Raw genomic sequence first — 17,066 nt, forward strand, 5'->3', positions numbered from 1 at the left:
TAATGTGGGAGCGAGCCTGCTCGCGATGACTGCAGCACGCTCAACATTGATGTCGATTGTTCTACCGCTATCGCGAGCAGGCTCGCTCCCACATGGATTTGCTGTGTTTTACAGATCAGCTCAACCGCCACTCATGTTCATGAACCGTACAATCTGCACCTCCCCTTCGGGGCTGAAATCGTGGCGCAACGGCTTGCCGCGCAAGGCCTTCTGCACGGCGTTGATCACGGGCTGATCATCCAGCGGATAACGCCGCAGCAATCCTCTTAAATCCAGGGCATCGTCCTGCCCCAAACACAGCAACAGCTTCCCTTCAACGGTCATCCGTACCCGGTTGCAGCTGCCGCAGAAGTTGTGGCTGTTGGGTGAAATGAAGCCGATTCGGGTCTCGGGATGGCGTTCCAGACGCACATAGCGTGCCGGTCCGCCGCTGTTTTCGGCGCTGTCGAGTAACCGATGCTGGCTGGCGATCAGCGCCCGAACCTCGTCGCTGGAACAAAACGATTCACCCCGGGAACGCCCGACATCGCCCAAAGGCATTTCCTCGATGAAACTGATATCGATGCGCTGGTCGATGGCGTACTGCACCAACGCCGGGACTTCATCAAAGTTGCGGCCCTTCATCACCACGCAGTTGAGTTTGATTCGCTCGAACCCCGCGTCCCGTGCTGCCTCGATGCCGTTGAGCACTTGATCGAGATCGCCAATGCGGGTGATCGCGCGAAACTTCTGCCCGTCCAGGCTATCGAGGCTGATGTTCATCCGCTTCACCCCGGCATCGACCAACGGCCGGGCCAGACGGCCCAGCTGCGAGCCGTTGCTGGTCATCACCAATTCGCGCAAACCGGGCAACGCGGCGATGTTGCGACAAAGGTCGACAATGCCCGGACGAATCAGCGGCTCGCCGCCGGTCAGGCGAATCTTGCGTACACCCAGGCCAACGAACAGCGTTGCCAAACGCTGCAACTCTTCAAGGGTGAGCACCTGCTGACGCGGCAGGAAGGTCATGTTTTTCGCCATGCAATACACACAGCGAAAATCACAGCGGTCCGTCACCGACATCCGCAGATAATCAATCTGCCGTCCAAAGCCATCCTGCATTACAGCGTTCATCACATCTCCCGGTTTGCCTCGATGCTCACTGCACCAGCGGTGAGTCGGCGCCCTGCAAATGGATACCGCGAATATCCGCCGCACCGATCAGGGTTTGCAGGTATTGCACCAGGGCTTTTTGCCACACGCCTTGCTGCAACTGCGTGCGGATCGCCGTCGACACCACTTCGTAGGGCAACGGCATGCCTTCGATTCGCTGATCGACACTGACCACATGCCAGCCGTAGCGACTTTCCAGCGGTTTGCTGGCCAGGCCCGGTGCCAGAGTGAACAACTGACGCTCCAGTTCAGGCACGGTCTGGCCCTTGCTGATCTGCCCCAAAGAACCACCCTGAGCCTTCGACGGGCAGGCCGAATATTTCAACGCCAGTTCGGCGAAAGTGCCGGGGAATTCATCCAGACGTTGCAGCAGGACTTCCGCCTGAACATGCGCAAGGCTGCGCGCCTCTACATCGTCCGGCGCACATTCGAGCAGGATGTGCCGTACCGCCAACAATGGTGCGCTGTGAAAGCGCCCGCGATTGTTTTCGTAGTAACGAAGACTGGTTTCCTCGTCGCACTGCGGCACATGCACCTCGCGTTCAAGCAACAAACGCGTGGCCGCTTCTTCTTCGTTCTCGCCAGCACCGATCTCCATCGATACGCCGAGTTCGGCAATGCGCTGCTGCAACAACTCGCGGATCACCAACGCCCTGGCGGCCAGGTACACCGCCTCCTCGCGGCTTTCGGCCGGGTGATATTGCAGCTCCAGCGCCATCGATTCCGGCGTGATCGACACCTCGTTGACGCTGATGATCGGCCACTCCTGTTCACTGCTGGCGATCAACTGCGCCGGGGCGTCATCGGCCCCTGCGGGCTCAACCGGCAGCGCCTCGAACTGCGCCTCTGCGACCGGCGCCGTGTCGAGAATGGCCTCCGCTTTTTTTGAAGAACCGCAGCCACCGCTGCCCCCATTACCGCCACCACATCCGCATCCACCTGACATGATTGTCTCCTCAGTACTTCTGACGAACGATTTGATAACGACGCCCCAGGTACCAGATCGGTGCGCTGATCATGTGTACGAGACGGGTGAAGGGGAACAGCACAAACAGGGTCAAACCGAGAAACACATGCAGCTTGTAGATCAGCCCGACCGGCGCGATGGCCGCCGCGGCTTCCACCGGACGCAACAACACGGTGTTCTGTGCCCAATCGGCGAGCATCACCATCACCGAGCCGTCCATGTGCGCGGTGGACGCAACGATCGTCAGCAGCCCCAGCAGCAACTGCGCCAGCAGCACCAGCAGAACCAGAATGTCCGAGGGGCTGGACGTGGCGCGGACCCGTGGATCGGTAAGCCGCCGATTGACCAGCATCAGCAAGCCAATCAGGCACAACAGACCAAAGAAGCCACCGGACACCATCGCCAGCAACTGCTTGTTCTCAGTGCTGATCACGTGGTGATACACCGATGCCGGGGTCAGCAGGCCGACAAAGTGTCCGGCGAGTACGAACAACACACCGATGTGGAAGAAGTTGCTCGCCACGCGCATGCCGCGCTGATTGAGCATCTGGCTCGAGCCGGCCTTCCAGGTGTACTGCGACAGATCGAAACGCGCCCAGCTGCCAATCAGGCAAATCGCGAGGGCGACGTAGGGATAGACCCCGAACAACAACAGGTTCCATTTAGACATTGCCTACCTCCTTGGCCGGCACGACGGCCAACCCTTCATGCTGAAAATCCACCCAGTGCAACGGCACCGCGCTTTCTTCCCGGGCCTTGCCCGGTGCGCTTGGCAGTCCACTGCAACGGTCCTGCTGTTCGGCCTGGAGAAAGTCCACGGCCTCCTCTTCCCAGATCTTGTCGAGGGCTTCCAGGGAGTCGTCGCGCGGCTCCGCCGCCACCTGCGCCCGCAGGTCGGCCACCGCTTGATGCGGCTCGGCCCCGGCAATTTGCAGCAGCGCCCGGAAGCAGCTGGCATAGGCACTTTCACGCTCTTCCAGACGCGCCGCGAGCAAGGCCAGCAAGTGCGACACATCCGCCAGGCCCTCCCGGGCCTCGATGTCTTCGCGGGTGGACAGGAACTCCAGGTACAGCGGGATGTAATCGGGCAGCTCTTTGACACCGATGGCAAAACCGGCTTCTTCGTATTGCGCCATCATGTCGACCATCGCCTGGCCGCGATCGCGGGATTCGCCATGCACGTGCTCGAACAAGAGCAGCGACAGCGAGCGGCCTCGACCGAACAGCGCACCGTAGTGCTCCTGCCCATCCATCAGGTCATTGGCGCAGATCAACTCCAACAATTCGAACAACGCGCCGCGTTGCTTGGGGCTGATTTCCCGTGACTGGATGATCGCTTGCTCGAGTTCGTCGCGACCGCCAATCAGTGTCTCGGTCGGGTAATCGAGCAGCAGCGAAATCACTTTGAGAATTTGCATGCTCATTCCTCCCACAACTGGACGGTTTTCAGGATGTCGCGGCGGTTGGCTTTCTTCGCACCGAACATGTTGGTGTCGGAGCTGCCGCTGCAGCCGCTGCCAAAGCTGAAACCGCAACCGGAGCGTTCGGCAAAGGCGTCGCTCATGGCGTCTTCACGGTGGGCGCTCGGTACCACAAAGCGGTCTTCGTAGTTGGCGATTGCCAGGTAGCGATACATCTCCTCGACCTGGGCCACACTCAGGCCGACATCCGCCAGCACCTGCAGGTCCTGCACGCCGTCGACTTGCTCGGAACGTTTGTAGGCGCGCATCGCCAGCAAGCGTTTAAGCGCACGCTTGACCGGTTTCTCATCACCCGCCGTCAGCAGGTTCGCCAGGTACTTCAGGGGAATACGCAGGCTGTCGACATCCGGGATCACCCCGTTCATGCCGACGGTGCCGGCAGTGGCAGCGTTCTGGATCGGCGACAGTGGCGGCACGTACCAGACCATCGGCAAGGTGCGGTATTCCGGGTGCAGTGGCAGGGCGAGTTTCCAGTCCACGGCCATTTTGTAGACCGGCGAACGCTGAGCGGAATCGATCACCGATTGCGGTACGCCATCGGCCAGGGCCTGACGAATCACTGCCGGATCGTTCGGATCGAGGAAGATCTCCAGTTGTTTCTCGTACAGGTCCTGCTCATTGGCGGTGCTCGCCACTTCGCTGATGCGGTCGGCGTCATACAGCAGCACGCCGAGGTAGCGGATGCGCCCGACGCAGGTTTCCGCGCAAACGGTCGGCATCCCGGCTTCGATACGCGGGTAGCAGAAGATGCATTTCTCGGACTTACCGCTTTTCCAGTTGAAATAGATCTTCTTGTACGGGCAGCCGCTGATGCACATCCGCCAGCCACGGCATTTTTCCTGGTCGATCAGGACGATGCCGTCTTCTTCACGCTTGTAGATCGCACCGCTCGGGCACGATGCCGCGCACGTCGGGTTGAGGCAGTGCTCGCACAGGCGCGGCAAATACATCATGAACGTGTTTTCGTACTCACCGTAAATGTCCGCCTGAATCTTGTCGAAGTTCTTGTCCTTGCGACGTTTGGCGAATTCGGTGCCGAGGATTTCTTCCCAGTTCGGACCCCACTCGATTTTTTCCATGCGCTTGCCGGAGATCAGCGAACGCGGACGCGCGGTGGGCTGATGCTCGCCCAGCGGTGCGGTGTGCAGGTGCTGGTAATCGAAATCGAACGGTTCGTAGTAGTCGTCGAGGCTCGGCAGGTCCGGGTTGGCGAAAATGTTTGCCAGCACGCGGAATTTACCGCCGATGCGCGGGTTGATCGTGCCGTTGGCGTTGCGGATCCAGCCGCCCTTCCACTTGTCCTGGTTTTCCCATTCTTTCGGGTAGCCGATCCCGGGTTTTGATTCGACGTTGTTGAACCAGGCGTATTCCATGCCTTCGCGGCTGGTCCAGACGTTTTTGCAGGTGATCGAACAGGTGTGGCAACCGATGCATTTGTCCAGGTTCAGAACCATGCCGATTTGTGAGCGAATCTTCATCTCAGTTCTCCTCAATATCGGTCGGCAGCGGACGTGGCAGGTCATCGCCACTTGAACCATCGAGCCAGTCGACTTTGGACATTTTGCGCACCACGACGAATTCATCGCGGTTGCAACCGACCGTGCCGTAATAGTTGAAACCGTAGGCTTGCTGCGCATAGCCGCCGATCATGTGGGTCGGTTTGAGCACGACACGGGTAACCGAGTTGTGGTGGCCGCCACGGGTCTTGGTGGTTTCCGAACCTGGCACGTTCACGATCCGTTCCTGTGCGTGATACATCATCACCATGCCGTCCTTGACGCGCTGGCTGACCACCGCCCGGGCGGTCAGTGCACCGTTGACGTTGAAGCACTCGATCCAGTCGTTGTCCTCGATACCGGCGCTTTTCGCGTCATTCTCCGAGAGCCAGACAATCGGCCCGCCGCGGCTGAGGGTGAGCATCAGCAGGTTGTCGCTGTAGGTGCTGTGGATGCCCCATTTCTGGTGCGGGGTAATCCAGTTCAGGACGATTTCGATCTCGCCGTTGCTGCGCTTGCCTTTCACCCCTTCGATGGTGCGGGTGTTGACCGGCGGCCGATAACTCATCAGTTGTTCACCGAATGCCTGCATCCACGGGTGATCCTGATAGAACTGCTGGCGACCGGTGATGGTGCGCCACGGGATCCCTTCGTGAACGTTGGTATAGCCGGCGTTGTAGCTGACGTGATCGTCTTCGAGGCCCGACCAGGTCGGGCTGGAAATGATCTTGCGCGGCTGTGCCTGAATGTCGCGAAAACGAATCGCCTCGTGGGCCTTGGACAGCGCCAAGTGGCTGTGGTCGATGCCGGTAAATTCCGACAGCGCGGCCCAGGCCTTGACCGCCACCTGGCCGTTGGTTTCCGGCGCCAGGGACAGAATCACTTCAGCGGCATCGATGGCCGTGTCGATTTTTGGCCGACCCTGGCTGATACCGGCATCGCCTTCTTTGTGATTGAGTTCACCGAGGAATTTCACTTCGTCTTCGGTGTTCCAGTTGATGCCCTTGCCGCCGTTGCCGTGTTTTTCGAGCAATGGCCCGAGGGACGAGAACTGTTTGTAGATGTTCGGGTAGTCACGCTCCACCACGTGCAGATTCGGTGCGTTTTTGCCCGGCACCGGTGCCACGCCGTCGCTTTTCCAGTCGGTGCCGCCAAACGGTTGGGCCAGTTCGCCGACGCTGTCGTGCATCAGCGGGATGGTCACCAGATCCTTCTCAACGCCCAGGTGCCCTTCGGACATGCTGGAAAACGCCTTGGCGATGCCTTTGTAGATTTCCCAGTCGGAACGCGATTCCCACGCCGGGTCGATCGCTGCCGACAACGGGTGAATGAACGGGTGCATGTCCGAGGTGTTCATGTCGTCTTTTTCGTACCAGGTTGCGGTCGGCAAGACGATGTCGGAATAGACGCAGGTCGAGGACATGCGGAAGTCCAGCGTAGTGACCAGATCAAGCTTGCCGATGGCGCCCTCATCCACCCATTCGGCTTCTTCAGGTTTGCAATCGCCGACCTGGCCGATGTCTTCGTTCATCACCCCGTTTTTGGTGCCCAGCAGGTACTTGAGCATGTACTCGTGGCCCTTGCCCGAGGAGCCCAGCAGGTTGGAACGCCAGATGAACATGTTGCGCGGAAAGTTGACCGGGCTGTCCGGCTGTTCGCAGGAGAAGCGCAGCGAACCGTCCTGCAGCGACTTGACCACGTAGTCTTTCGGGTCCATGCCGGCCGCCGCCGCGTCACGGCAAATGTGCAAAGGGTTAGTGTTGAGTTGCGGTGCGCTGGGCAACCAGCCGGCGCGTTCGGCGCGGATGTTGTAGTCCAGGGCATGCTCAGGGAATTGTGATTTATCGGCCAATGGCGAGAGCACGTCGTGCATGCTCATCTTCTCGTGGCGCCACTGCGAACTGTGGGCGTAGAAGAAGCTGGTGCCGTTCATCTGGCGAGGCGGACGGTTCCAGTCCAGGCCGAATGCCAGTGGCAGCCAGCCGCATTGCGGACGGAGTTTTTCCTGACCCACGTAGTGCGCCCAACCGCCACCGGTCTGACCGACACACCCGCAGAGCATGAGCATGTTGATCAGCCCGCGGTAGTTCATGTCCATGTGGTACCAGTGGTTCATCGCCGCGCCGACGATGATCATCGAGCGGCCCTTGGTCTTGTCGGCGTTGTCGGCGAACTCACGGGCAATCTGGATGGCTTTCTCACGGCTGACGCCAGTGATCTGCTCCTGCCAGGCCGGGGTGCCGGGCACCGAGGCGTCGTTGTAATCCTTGGCGACGTTTTCACCCCCCAAGCCACGGTCGATCGCCAGATTGGCCGCCGACAGGTCGAACACGGTGGCGACTTTGGCCACACTGCCGTCCGCCAGCACCACGCTGTGTACCGGCACGCGGCGGTATTGCACGGCATCGCCGGCCACGTGCTGGAAGTGTTCGTGGGACTCGCCGGCAAAATACGGGAACGCCACTTCGGCCACGTCATCGCCGATCAGGCTCAGCTTCAGATCGATCTCACGGCCTTCGCCGCCTTCGCGGGGAAGGATGTTCCACTTGCCCTTCTCGCCCCAGCGATAGCCGATGGAGCCCTGAGGGGACACCAGTTCGCCACTGACATCCAGCGCGATGGTTTTCCATTCCGGGTTGTTTTCCTGGCCGAGGTTGTCGGTCAGATCGCTGGCGCGCAGGAAACGGTCCGGCTGGTAACCGGCGCCCGGTGCCTTGTCGACCATTTGCTTGAGCAGCACCAGCACCGGCAAATCGGTGAAGCGCTTGGCGTAGTCGGTGAAATAGGCGCTCGGTTTGTCCAGGTGGAATTCTTTGAAGATCACATGGTTGAACGCCTGGGCCAGCGCCGCATCGGTGCCTTGTTTAGGGTTCAGCCACAGGTCGGTGAGTTTGGCGACTTCCGAGTAATCCGGGGTGATCGCGACCGTCTTGGTACCCTTGTAACGGACTTCGGTGAAGAAGTGCGCGTCGGGGGTACGGGTCTGCGGGACGTTGGAACCCCAGGCAATGATGTAGTTGGAGTTGTACCAGTCGGCCGATTCCGGCACGTCGGTCTGCTCGCCCCAGACCATCGGCGAGGCCGGTGGCAAGTCGCAGTACCAGTCGTAGAAACTCAGGCAGGCGCCACCGATCAGCGACAGGTAACGCGAGCCTGCGGCATAGCTGACCATCGACATGGCCGGGATCGGCGAGAAGCCGACGATCCGGTCCGGGCCGTATTGCTTGATCGTATAGACGTTGGCCGCGGCAATGATCTCGTTGACTTCGTCCCAGTTGGAGCGGATGAAGCCACCCATGCCACGCTTGCTTTTATAGGAGTCGGCCTTGGCCTTGTCCTCGACGATGCTGGCCCAGGCTTCCACTGGCGCCATGGTCTGCCGCGCATCGCGCCAGAGCTTGAGCAATGGCTTGCGGATTTTCGGGTACTTGAGCCGGTTGGCGCTGTAGATGTACCAGCTGTAACTGGCACCACGTGGACAGCCACGGGGCTCATGGTTCGGCAGATCGTTACGGGTACGCGGGTAGTCGGTCTGCTGGGTTTCCCAGGTGATCAGGCCGTTCTTGACGTAGATTTTCCACGAGCAGGAACCGGTGCAGTTCACCCCGTGGGTGGAACGCACAATTTTGTCGTACTGCCAGCGCGAACGGTAGACGTTCTCCCAGTCACGGGACTCTTTGCGGGTCTCGCCATGACCGTCGGAAAATTCGTTTTGCTTGCGGTTGAAAAACCGCAATTGATCCAGTAAATGACTCACGGTGTAGTCCTCTCAGGCTTTGTCGCGGGGTCTGTGCCCCGCCCACGCAATGGTTGGATTCGGCTCGACTCAGCAGGGTGTCGCGGCGCCTTTGCGCGCGTACCACCACCACGTCACCACGATGCAGCTCAGGTAAAAGCCGACGAACATGTAGAAGGCCATCTCCGGGCCGCCGGTCAGGGCCATCGAAGAACCGAAGGATTTGGGAATGAAGAACGCACCGAAGGCGCCCATGGCCGAACTGAAGCCCAGGACGGCGGCGGACTCTTTGCCGGCATTTTTCAGCGCTTGTTCGCGCACGGCGGCTGGTTTGCCGGCCGAGGCTTTTTCATGTTGGGTACGGAAGATCACCGGGATCATGCGGAAGGTGGAACCGTTGCCGACGCCGGTGGTGATGAACAGCAGCATGAACATACCGAGGAAGCCGTAGAAGTTACCGCCCTGGCCGCTTTGCGGCAGAAAGTGCAGAACACCGAAGACCATCACGATCATCAGCACGAAGTTCCACAAGGTCACCTTCGCACCGCCGAGCTTGTCCGCCAGCCAGCCGCCCAATGGACGCACCAGCGCACCCACCAACGGGCCGAGGAAAGCGAATTTCAAGGCAATGACGTCAGGGAACGAGGTTTTGATCAGCAGCGGAAACGCGGCGGAGAAACCGATGAACGAACCGAAGGTCGCCAGGTACAACCAGCACATCAGCCAGTTGTGTTTGCGTTTGAAGATCACCGCCTGTTCGCTGAACGAGGCCCGGGCACTGGACAGATCATTCATGCCAAACCAGGCCAGCACGGTCACCAGGACAATAAACGGCACCCAGATGAAGCCGGCGTTCTGCAACCACAACTGGCCGCCGTCCGGCAGTGCTTGCGGCGAGCCGCCCATGAAACCGAACACACCGAAGGTAATCACCAGCGGCACACAGAACTGCATCACCGAGACGCCCAGGTTACCCAGCCCCGCGTTGAGGCCAAGGGCCGTGCCCTGCTGCGACTTGGGATAGAAGAAACTGATGTTGGACATGCTCGACGCGAAGTTGCCGCCACCAAAACCGCAGAGCAACGCAATCAACACGAACACGCTGTAGGAGGTGCTCGGGTCCTGCACGGCGAAGCCCATCCAGATCGATGGCAGCAACAGCGACGCGGTGCTCAGGGCGGTCCAGCGACGGCCACCGAAGATCGGCACCATAAAGGAATAGAAGATCCGCAAGGTCGCCCCGGACAGCCCCGGCAACGCCGCCAGCCAGAACAGCTGGTCGGTGGTGAAGGAGAAACCGATGGCGTTCAAACGCACGATCACCGTGCTCCAGACCATCCACACCGCAAAGGCGAGCAGCAGCGCAGGAATGGAAATCCACAAGTTGCGCGTGGCGGTCTGTTTACCGCTACTTCCCCAGAACGCGGGGTCCTCGGGGCGCCAGTCATGAATGACCGGGCCTTTGTCAGGCTTTTGCAGAACGGACATGTTCTTCTCCTAGGGCAATGCTGGAATTCGGGGACGGTGTCAGCAGCGGCGCTTTACCCAGCACCGGGCTTTTGCGTATTTCGCTGAAGTACATCCAGGTGAGGGAGACCCAGACCACGCCGTACATCAACATGAAGCAGGAAGAGCGCACGCCGGTGAGGTCCACCAGGGCGCCGAACAGGATCGGCAACACGAAGCCGCCCAGGCCACCGGCGAGGCCGACGATGCCGGACACCGCACCCATGTTTTTCGGGTAGTCATTGGCGATGTATTTGAAGACCGAGGCCTTGCCGAACGCGAAGGCGATGCCCATGACGAACAGCAGTACGGTGAACAGCGCAGGGTTGAGGCCGATGTGAAAATCCACCGGGCCGTTGATCGTTTGCACTTGCAGTTGGGTCTGGGGATACGAGAGCAGGAACAGGCAGATCCAGCTGACCCACAACACCCACCAGGTCACGCTTTGCGCACCCCAGCGATCCGACATCCAGCCACCGACCGCACGCAGCACGCCACCGGGCAGGGAAAAACAGGCCGCCAGCAGCGCCGCGCTTTGCAGGCTGAAACCGTATTCCTGTACGTAGTATTTGGTCATCCACAGCGCGAGGGCGACGTAGCCACCGAAGACGATCGAGTAGTACTGGCAGTAGCGCCACACGGCCGGGTCCTTCAGCGAACTCAATTGCTCACGCAACGTGGCGCCCGAAGCGCTGCGGTGGTTTTTGTTCTCGGCGCTGAGGAACCAGAACAACAGCGCGGTGATAAATAGAATGGCGCTGAAAACTTTCGGCACCAACTGCCAGCTGCCGGCAGCGATCAATGCGGGGGCCAGAAACTTGGTCACCGCGGCTCCGGCGTTACCGGCGCCGAAGATGCCCATGGCGAAGCCCTGATTCTCCTTGTCGAACCATTTGGCGACGTAGGCAATCCCCACCGAGAACGAGCCGCCGGCCAGGCCGACGAACAAGCCCAGCACCAGGAACTGCCAATAGGCGGTGGCGTGACTGATCAGGTACAGCGGCGCGACGCAGGCCAGCATCAGCAGGAAGAACACGCTGCGCCCACCAAAGCGGTCGGTCAGCAGCCCCAGTGGCAGACGCACCAGCGAACCGGTCAGCACCGGCGTCGCGGCCAGCAGGCCGAACTGGGTTTCGTTGAGCTGGAGAAGGTCCTTGATCGGCACCCCGAGCACGGCAAACATCATCCAGACCATAAAGCAGACAGTGAAGGCCAATGTGCTCATGCCCAGCACCAGGCCTTGTCGTACACGGGGTTCGGTCACAATGCTCTCCAGTCAGTTAGCCATGGCGGCAGACTAGAGAGGCCAACCCCGCAAAAACTTGACCTACGTCAACGAAGCCCATGGGGGCATAGGCCTATGCTTGCGGGGTCTACCTCTAAGGAGGTAGTACAGAAGAACCCTGAAACCGTTTGTTTATCAGTGTCTTAAGGTTTTTCGCCAAGGTTTTTGCTGACAAGGATCAGTCGACAACTCTTTAGAGGTAGCGCGCCCGGGATCGGCGGCAAAGCCCTGACCTGGGGTTCCGCATGCTCTGTTTTCCTGAAATCTTCCGGGACCTGCGCTGATGATGCGCTGGTTGCGCAGCTCCCTGCCCGCTCGCGCCGGGCTGGCCGTGATCCTGATCGCCGTGCTCGCCCTCGCCAGTTCGTTGAGCGCCGGACTGATCGCCTGGTTCAGCCAGGGTGATGCGGCTGCCATCAACACCGCTGGCTCTGTGCGCATGGAGACCTACCACCTGAGCTGGAAACTGGCCGCAGGGGCAACCGGCGAAGAAATCCTCGCCATCACCGACAGCCTGCAAACCCGTCTAAACAGCCAGTCACTCAAAGCCGTGCTGGAAGATGGCCCGACCACTGCGCTGCAGATCAGCTACGGGCAAATCCAGCAACAATGGAACGAGGATTTGCGTCCGGCACTGGAGCGCGGTGATGCCGCCTATTTTCAGGCCCAGGCCTTGTCCTTCGTTGAGCAACTGAACCATTTCGTCGACCTGTTGCAGCGCCAAAGCGAACAGAAGCAAGGCTGGCAACAAGTTATCCAGGGCTTGGCGCTGTTCACCACGATGATCGTCCTGCTGCTTGGGCTTTATGAACTGCAATATGGCGTGGTCACGCCTTTGAAAGAGTTGGTGGACGCGACCCAGCGTTTTCGTCGTGGCGATTTCAAGGTGCGGGTCAACCATCAGTCCCAGGACGAATTGGGCCAATTGGCCATGAGTTTCAACGCCATGGCCGAGACGATCGAAGACTCGCATCGCACCCTTGAGAGTCAGGTGCAGCAAAAAACCCTGAACCTGCAACAAGCCAATGCTGCCCTTGAATTGCTGTACCAAAGCAGTCGAAGCCTGGCCACACGCCTGGCCAATGCCGAAGGTTTGGATGAGTTGATCCGGCGCTTTCAGCAACGCCTGCCCGGCTTGCGCCTGTCGCTGTGCCTGCAAGGTCAATTACATGCCCCGGCCCAACAGTTGCTCGCCCTGCATGGCGCCAACATCCGCGAAGTTTGCGCCAGCAGCGATTGCGCCACGTGCCAGAAACACCATAAAGCCAGCCCGCAAACCTTCAGCATCAGCAACCAGGGCAGCGAACTGGGTGAGCTCAAGGCGCATTTTGTCGATGGACACCCGACGCAAGCCTGGGAAACCCAACTGATCCAGGCCCTGGCCAACCTGATTGGCACCTCGCTCTCGCTCAAGCGCCAACGGGAACAGGATCATCGCCTGCTGCTGCTCGACGAACGCACGATCATTGCCCGCGAGCTGCACGACTCACTGGCCCAGGCCCTGTCCTACATGAAGCTGCAAGTCAGCCGCCTGCAAACCCTGATGCGTCGTGGCGAACCGATCGAGACCCTGGAAAACGTCACCGCCGAACTGCGCGAAGGGCTGAACAATGCCTACCGCCAGTTACGCGAATTGCTGACCACCTTTCGCTTGCAGATTCACGATGCGGGGCTGGTGCAGGAGCTCAAGGACACCGCCGAAGAGTTCTCCCGTCGCGGGGAGTGCCAGGTGCACCTGCACGTCGACGCGCTGGCCTTTCAATTATCGGCCAGCGAACAAATCCACATTCTGCAGATCACCCGCGAGGCGCTCTCCAATTGCCTGCGTCACGCCCATGCGCAAAACGCCTGGCTGCAACTGCGTCAGGACGGTGAAACCGTGAGGCTGATCGTCGAAGACGACGGACGTGGCTTCAGCGGCAACGTCGACCAACGCGAGCATCACGGCCTGAAAATCATGGATGAGCGGGCCCGCAGCTTGCGCGGTCAACTCGAAATAGTCTCCAGGGAGCCGCAAGGCACCCGTGTCCAACTGGAATTCCAACCGGAGTTTCTGGGACAAAAAACAGAAGGTAGCGTCACATGAACCCATCCCTGCAACACACCATCCTGCTGGTCGATGACCATCCGATGATGCGTCACGGCATCCGCCAGATGCTCGAACTCGAAGATGATTTCCTGATCGTCGGTGAAGCCAGCAACGGTGAAGAAGCGCTCGGACTGATCGAGCCGCTGCAACCGGATCTGGTGTTGCTCGATAACAACATGCCGGTGATGAATGGCATTGAAACCCTGCGCCAGTTACGGGCGATGCACTACACCGGCAAGGTGCTGCTGTTCACGGTCTCGGATGCCGAAGACGATATTCGCGACGCACTGCGTCTGGATGCCGACGGCTACCTCCTCAAGGACATGGAGCCCGAACTGTTGATTCAGTACATCCGCAATGCCTTGAACGGCGAATTGGTGATCAGCCCGGGGCTGACCCAGGTCATGGCCCAGGCACTGCGCTCACCCCAGCGCCAGACCGTGGTGGAACTGACCGAGCGTGAACGTCAGGTGCTGAAAACCATCGCCAGCGGCTTCAGCAACAAAGTCATCGGGCACAAGCTCGGCATCACTGAAGGGACGGTCAAGGTTCATGTGAAAAACCTGCTGCACAAACTCGGCTTGCGCTCGCGGGTCGAGGCCGCCGTATGGGCCATGGAACATCTGCGCAATGCCGGATGACGGGCATGCCTCTTTGGAGGTAGGCCGGCAGAGGCATAGGTCATCCGGCCGACGCTCTCTACTATGAGCGTCAGCGGAGGTACGCCATGCTGACCCACCCTTCCATCGTTTTAACGTTGCGCCGTCACCATCTGTTCAGCCAACTACCGGAGAAAATCTTCGAGGAAGTCTGCGGCCTGGCGATGCTCAAGCGCCTGAGTTGTCACAGCACACTCATGCACCAAGGGGATCCGGCCAAGCGTTTCTTCCTGTTGGTCAGCGGCCAGATCAAGTTGTATCGGCTGACCGGCGAAGGCCAGGAGAATCTGGTGGAGATCATCCAGCCGGGCCAGACCTTTGCCGAAGCCTTACTGTTCAGCCAGGCCCGTCTCTACCCGGTCAGCGCCACGGCGCTGAAAGACAGCGTACTGGTGAGTATCGAGGGCAACCACTACCGCAATGCCCTGGAAGATCAGCCGAAAGTCTGCCTGGCGATCCTGGCGAGCATGAGCGTGCACCTGCACCTGCGTCTGCGCGACATCGACACCTTGACCATGGCCAGCGCGAGCCGCCGGGTGATCAATTTCCTGTTGCAGGAGCGCAACCCGGTCAGCGGATTGATTGTGTTGCAGGTGTCCAAACGCCTGGTGGCCTCGAAGCTGGGCATTCAGCCGGAAACCTTTTCGCGGATCTTGCACCGCCTGGTGGACAGCGGCCTGATCGCGATGGAACGCCGCAATATCAGCATCCTCGCCGAAGAGGATCTCGCGGCCTTCCAATAGTCGTAATTGACCGCCGTCAATGCGCAATGCCACCGCTCTTGCAGACTGAAGAAGTCCCTCCATGGAGAGTGCTGATGCCCCGTTCAACCTTGCCGCTGATTTATGCCTGCTCAGGCTGCTCAAACGTCGCCCAACTGGCCAATACCCTGGCCGTGCGGCTTGATCGCTGCGGCCTGGCGGAAATGTCCTGCATCGTCGGTGTTGGCGGGCATGTGGCGGCGCTGGTCAACAAGGCCCGTTCGGGACGGCGGATTTTTGCGCTGGACGGCTGCCCGCTGCAATGCGTCGAAAACTGCTTGAAGCAACATGGCCTGCACGCGAACGTGCACTTGATTCTAAGCCATTACGGGTTGCGTAAACGCAATGGCGAGGATTGCACGCCAGCGCAGGGGGATGAGTTGTTCGAAGAGATCAGGCAGTTGATTGCGAGTGATGCGAAGAGCAGCGAGCAGTTTTACAACGCGGCTGTCTGACCCGCCACAAATCCAATGTGGGAGCGGGCTTGCTCGCGAATGCGGAGTTTCAGTCACCATCCATGTTGGATGTGACGGCCCCTTCGCGAGCAAGCCCGCTCCCACACTGGGATTGGGTGCAAACCGTCGCCAACCCCTTCCCTGCCCGCTCCAGATTGCGCCACAGCCACACAGGCAACACGTCAGGATCGAGGCTGTCGATCAGGTTCTTCAGCGCCAGCCCCAACTCCGTATCACCCTCAATCACCAAACGCCTGCGAAAGAACAACGTATCCGGATCCTCCTGACGGCTGGCCAGCAATAAAAACTCGCGCCAGTTACCGCTGATGGTCACATGCGCCGTGGCATGCTCGGCAATTCGCAACCCTTGACGGGTCAGCGTCAAATACCAGGACAAGCCCAAATCCGGAATCCGCAGGCACAACCAGCGCCCACGCAACACTTCAAACTCGCCGTCGCGCAAAGGCTCGGCAAGGCAACGATTCAACGCCTGCTGCAACGCCAGACGCTGCACTGCAAAAGGCACCCGGCGCACCAGTGGCAATAACCGGTCGGCGCCTTTGAGCAGCCACTTCTTCCGATTCAACACAGGCCGACCTCCTCGATGCGCAACATGCCGGCCTGGCCATGCCAGTAACCGTTACAACCGTCGACGAACACCGGCGGTGTCTCGCCCAGACGAACCCGTTGATAGGCGGCAATGACCTGCGCCATGCCTTGATAACGAGGGCTCAGTCGCAACAAATCAGCGCCGCAGGCCACCAGACCCGCGTAATCTGCCAGGAGATTGGTCACCTCGGCCGACATTGTTTGAATGCCGTTAATGGTGAACAGTGCTTGCCCTTCCTGACTGGTCAGCGGCAGACCGTCGGGGTAGTTGATGCAGCAAAACTGGCAGTCGTCCTTGGGCCGGTTTTCCGCCCGCGCGGTGAAGCAGCGTGCGGAATAGGCCAACGGCAAATGCCCGTAAGCAAAGACTTCGACTTCCGGGACCTCTCGACCCAGCTCCCGCACCTGATCGAGCACATCGCTAATCAGCGTCGCCGAACACTCCACGGGCGGCACCCAACGGGTCATCCCGCCGTCCAGCAGTTGCGTGAGCGTATGCCCGTTGTACACATTCAGCGCAGGACCGCCCACGAACGGCAACTTGCGCTCGGCCAGAAACTGCACCGCGCCCATGTCGTTGGCTTCCACCAACAGTTGGCCGTTGTCGCAGAGCCGCCGCAGGCTAGAGAGCTCAGAGGCCGCTTCGATAAGCGTCAGGCTGGAGAGAACCAGTTGTGCCTGGCTGCATTCTTGTAACTCGCGCCCCAGGCCCAACCATTGATCCAATGAAAATGACCGGCGTTTCGAGCACACGGTTTCCCCCAGATAAATCACATCCAGGGGCAAGGCCGACATCTCGGCGTAAAAGTTGCTGAGTTGCGCTTTGTCCCAATAAAACAGGACCGGTCCAAGGCTGAGCTTCATGTCGCC

At 59.9% G+C, this 17,066-nt stretch carries 14 protein-coding genes; 4 read left to right on the forward strand and 10 right to left on the reverse strand.

Annotation, left to right across the window (positions count from 1 at the left end):
- Positions 1 to 120 precede the first annotated feature (120 nt).
- The 8 genes from moaA to B7L09_RS01800 all read right to left on the reverse strand — a co-directional run bounded on the left by moaA (position 121) and on the right by B7L09_RS01800 (position 11,602).
- Positions 121 to 1,113, reverse strand: coding sequence for a GTP 3',8-cyclase MoaA (moaA, locus tag B7L09_RS01765; protein WP_042932077.1), 993 nt, complete (start codon positions 1,111 to 1,113; stop codon positions 121 to 123).
- Between the two features lie 25 nt (positions 1,114 to 1,138).
- On the reverse strand, positions 1,139 to 2,098 hold the full coding sequence (locus B7L09_RS01770; RefSeq protein ID WP_010460236.1) for a peptidylprolyl isomerase: 960 nt from the start codon (positions 2,096 to 2,098) through the stop codon (positions 1,139 to 1,141).
- Positions 2,099 to 2,108: 10 nt separating this feature from the next.
- A complete protein-coding gene (gene narI / locus B7L09_RS01775) occupies positions 2,109 to 2,789 on the reverse strand; it encodes a respiratory nitrate reductase subunit gamma (protein ID WP_010460234.1) in 681 nt (226 codons plus the stop codon).
- Positions 2,782 to 3,537 carry a nitrate reductase molybdenum cofactor assembly chaperone gene (narJ, locus tag B7L09_RS01780; RefSeq protein ID WP_010460232.1) on the reverse strand — a complete coding sequence of 252 codons (756 nt, stop codon included), beginning with the start codon at positions 3,535 to 3,537 and terminating at the stop codon, positions 2,782 to 2,784. The genes narI and narJ overlap by 8 nt, the downstream gene beginning before the upstream one ends.
- Positions 3,538 to 3,539: 2 nt before the next feature.
- Positions 3,540 to 5,078: a nitrate reductase subunit beta gene (narH, locus tag B7L09_RS01785; RefSeq protein ID WP_010460230.1), complete on the reverse strand. Its 1,539-nt coding sequence runs from the start codon at positions 5,076 to 5,078 to the stop codon at positions 3,540 to 3,542.
- Position 5,079: 1 nt separating this feature from the next.
- Positions 5,080 to 8,853: a nitrate reductase subunit alpha gene (locus B7L09_RS01790; protein ID WP_010460228.1), complete on the reverse strand. Its 3,774-nt coding sequence runs from the start codon at positions 8,851 to 8,853 to the stop codon at positions 5,080 to 5,082.
- A gap of 69 nt (positions 8,854 to 8,922) precedes the next feature.
- The gene (locus B7L09_RS01795) at positions 8,923 to 10,320 is read right to left on the reverse strand and encodes a NarK family nitrate/nitrite MFS transporter (RefSeq protein WP_010460226.1); all 1,398 of its coding nucleotides are present in this window, start codon (positions 10,318 to 10,320) and stop codon (positions 8,923 to 8,925) included.
- Entirely contained in the window at positions 10,298 to 11,602 is a 1,305-nt protein-coding gene (locus B7L09_RS01800) for an MFS transporter (RefSeq protein ID WP_010460225.1), read from the reverse strand. Before B7L09_RS01800 ends, B7L09_RS01795 begins: the two co-directional genes overlap by 23 nt.
- A 304-nt stretch (positions 11,603 to 11,906) precedes the next feature.
- Between B7L09_RS01800 and B7L09_RS01805 the strand changes: the two genes are divergently transcribed.
- The 4 genes from B7L09_RS01805 to B7L09_RS01820 all read left to right on the forward strand — a co-directional run bounded on the left by B7L09_RS01805 (position 11,907) and on the right by B7L09_RS01820 (position 15,587).
- On the forward strand, positions 11,907 to 13,709 hold the full coding sequence (locus B7L09_RS01805; RefSeq protein ID WP_010460223.1) for a HAMP domain-containing protein: 1,803 nt from the start codon (positions 11,907 to 11,909) through the stop codon (positions 13,707 to 13,709).
- Positions 13,706 to 14,353, forward strand: a complete 648-nt coding sequence (gene narL, locus B7L09_RS01810) for a two-component system response regulator NarL (RefSeq protein ID WP_010460222.1) — start codon at positions 13,706 to 13,708, stop codon at positions 14,351 to 14,353. Before B7L09_RS01805 ends, narL begins: the two co-directional genes overlap by 4 nt.
- An 86-nt stretch (positions 14,354 to 14,439) precedes the next feature.
- On the forward strand, positions 14,440 to 15,114 hold the full coding sequence (locus B7L09_RS01815) for a Crp/Fnr family transcriptional regulator (protein WP_010460219.1): 675 nt from the start codon (positions 14,440 to 14,442) through the stop codon (positions 15,112 to 15,114).
- 74 nt (positions 15,115 to 15,188) lie between these two features.
- A complete protein-coding gene (locus B7L09_RS01820; RefSeq protein ID WP_094467491.1) occupies positions 15,189 to 15,587 on the forward strand; it encodes a putative zinc-binding protein in 399 nt (132 codons plus the stop codon).
- 49 nt (positions 15,588 to 15,636) lie between these two features.
- Here B7L09_RS01820 and ubiT read toward each other — a convergent pair whose 3' ends face one another.
- A complete protein-coding gene (ubiT, locus tag B7L09_RS01825) occupies positions 15,637 to 16,176 on the reverse strand; it encodes a ubiquinone anaerobic biosynthesis accessory factor UbiT (protein ID WP_255141561.1) in 540 nt (179 codons plus the stop codon).
- A complete protein-coding gene (locus B7L09_RS01830; RefSeq protein WP_010460213.1) occupies positions 16,170 to 17,060 on the reverse strand; it encodes a U32 family peptidase in 891 nt (296 codons plus the stop codon). The genes ubiT and B7L09_RS01830 overlap by 7 nt, the downstream gene beginning before the upstream one ends.
- Between the last annotated feature and the right edge of the window lie 6 nt (positions 17,061 to 17,066).

This window comes from Pseudomonas mandelii, assembly GCF_002251635.1.
GTDB lineage: Bacteria > Pseudomonadota > Gammaproteobacteria > Pseudomonadales > Pseudomonadaceae > Aquipseudomonas > Aquipseudomonas mandelii_B.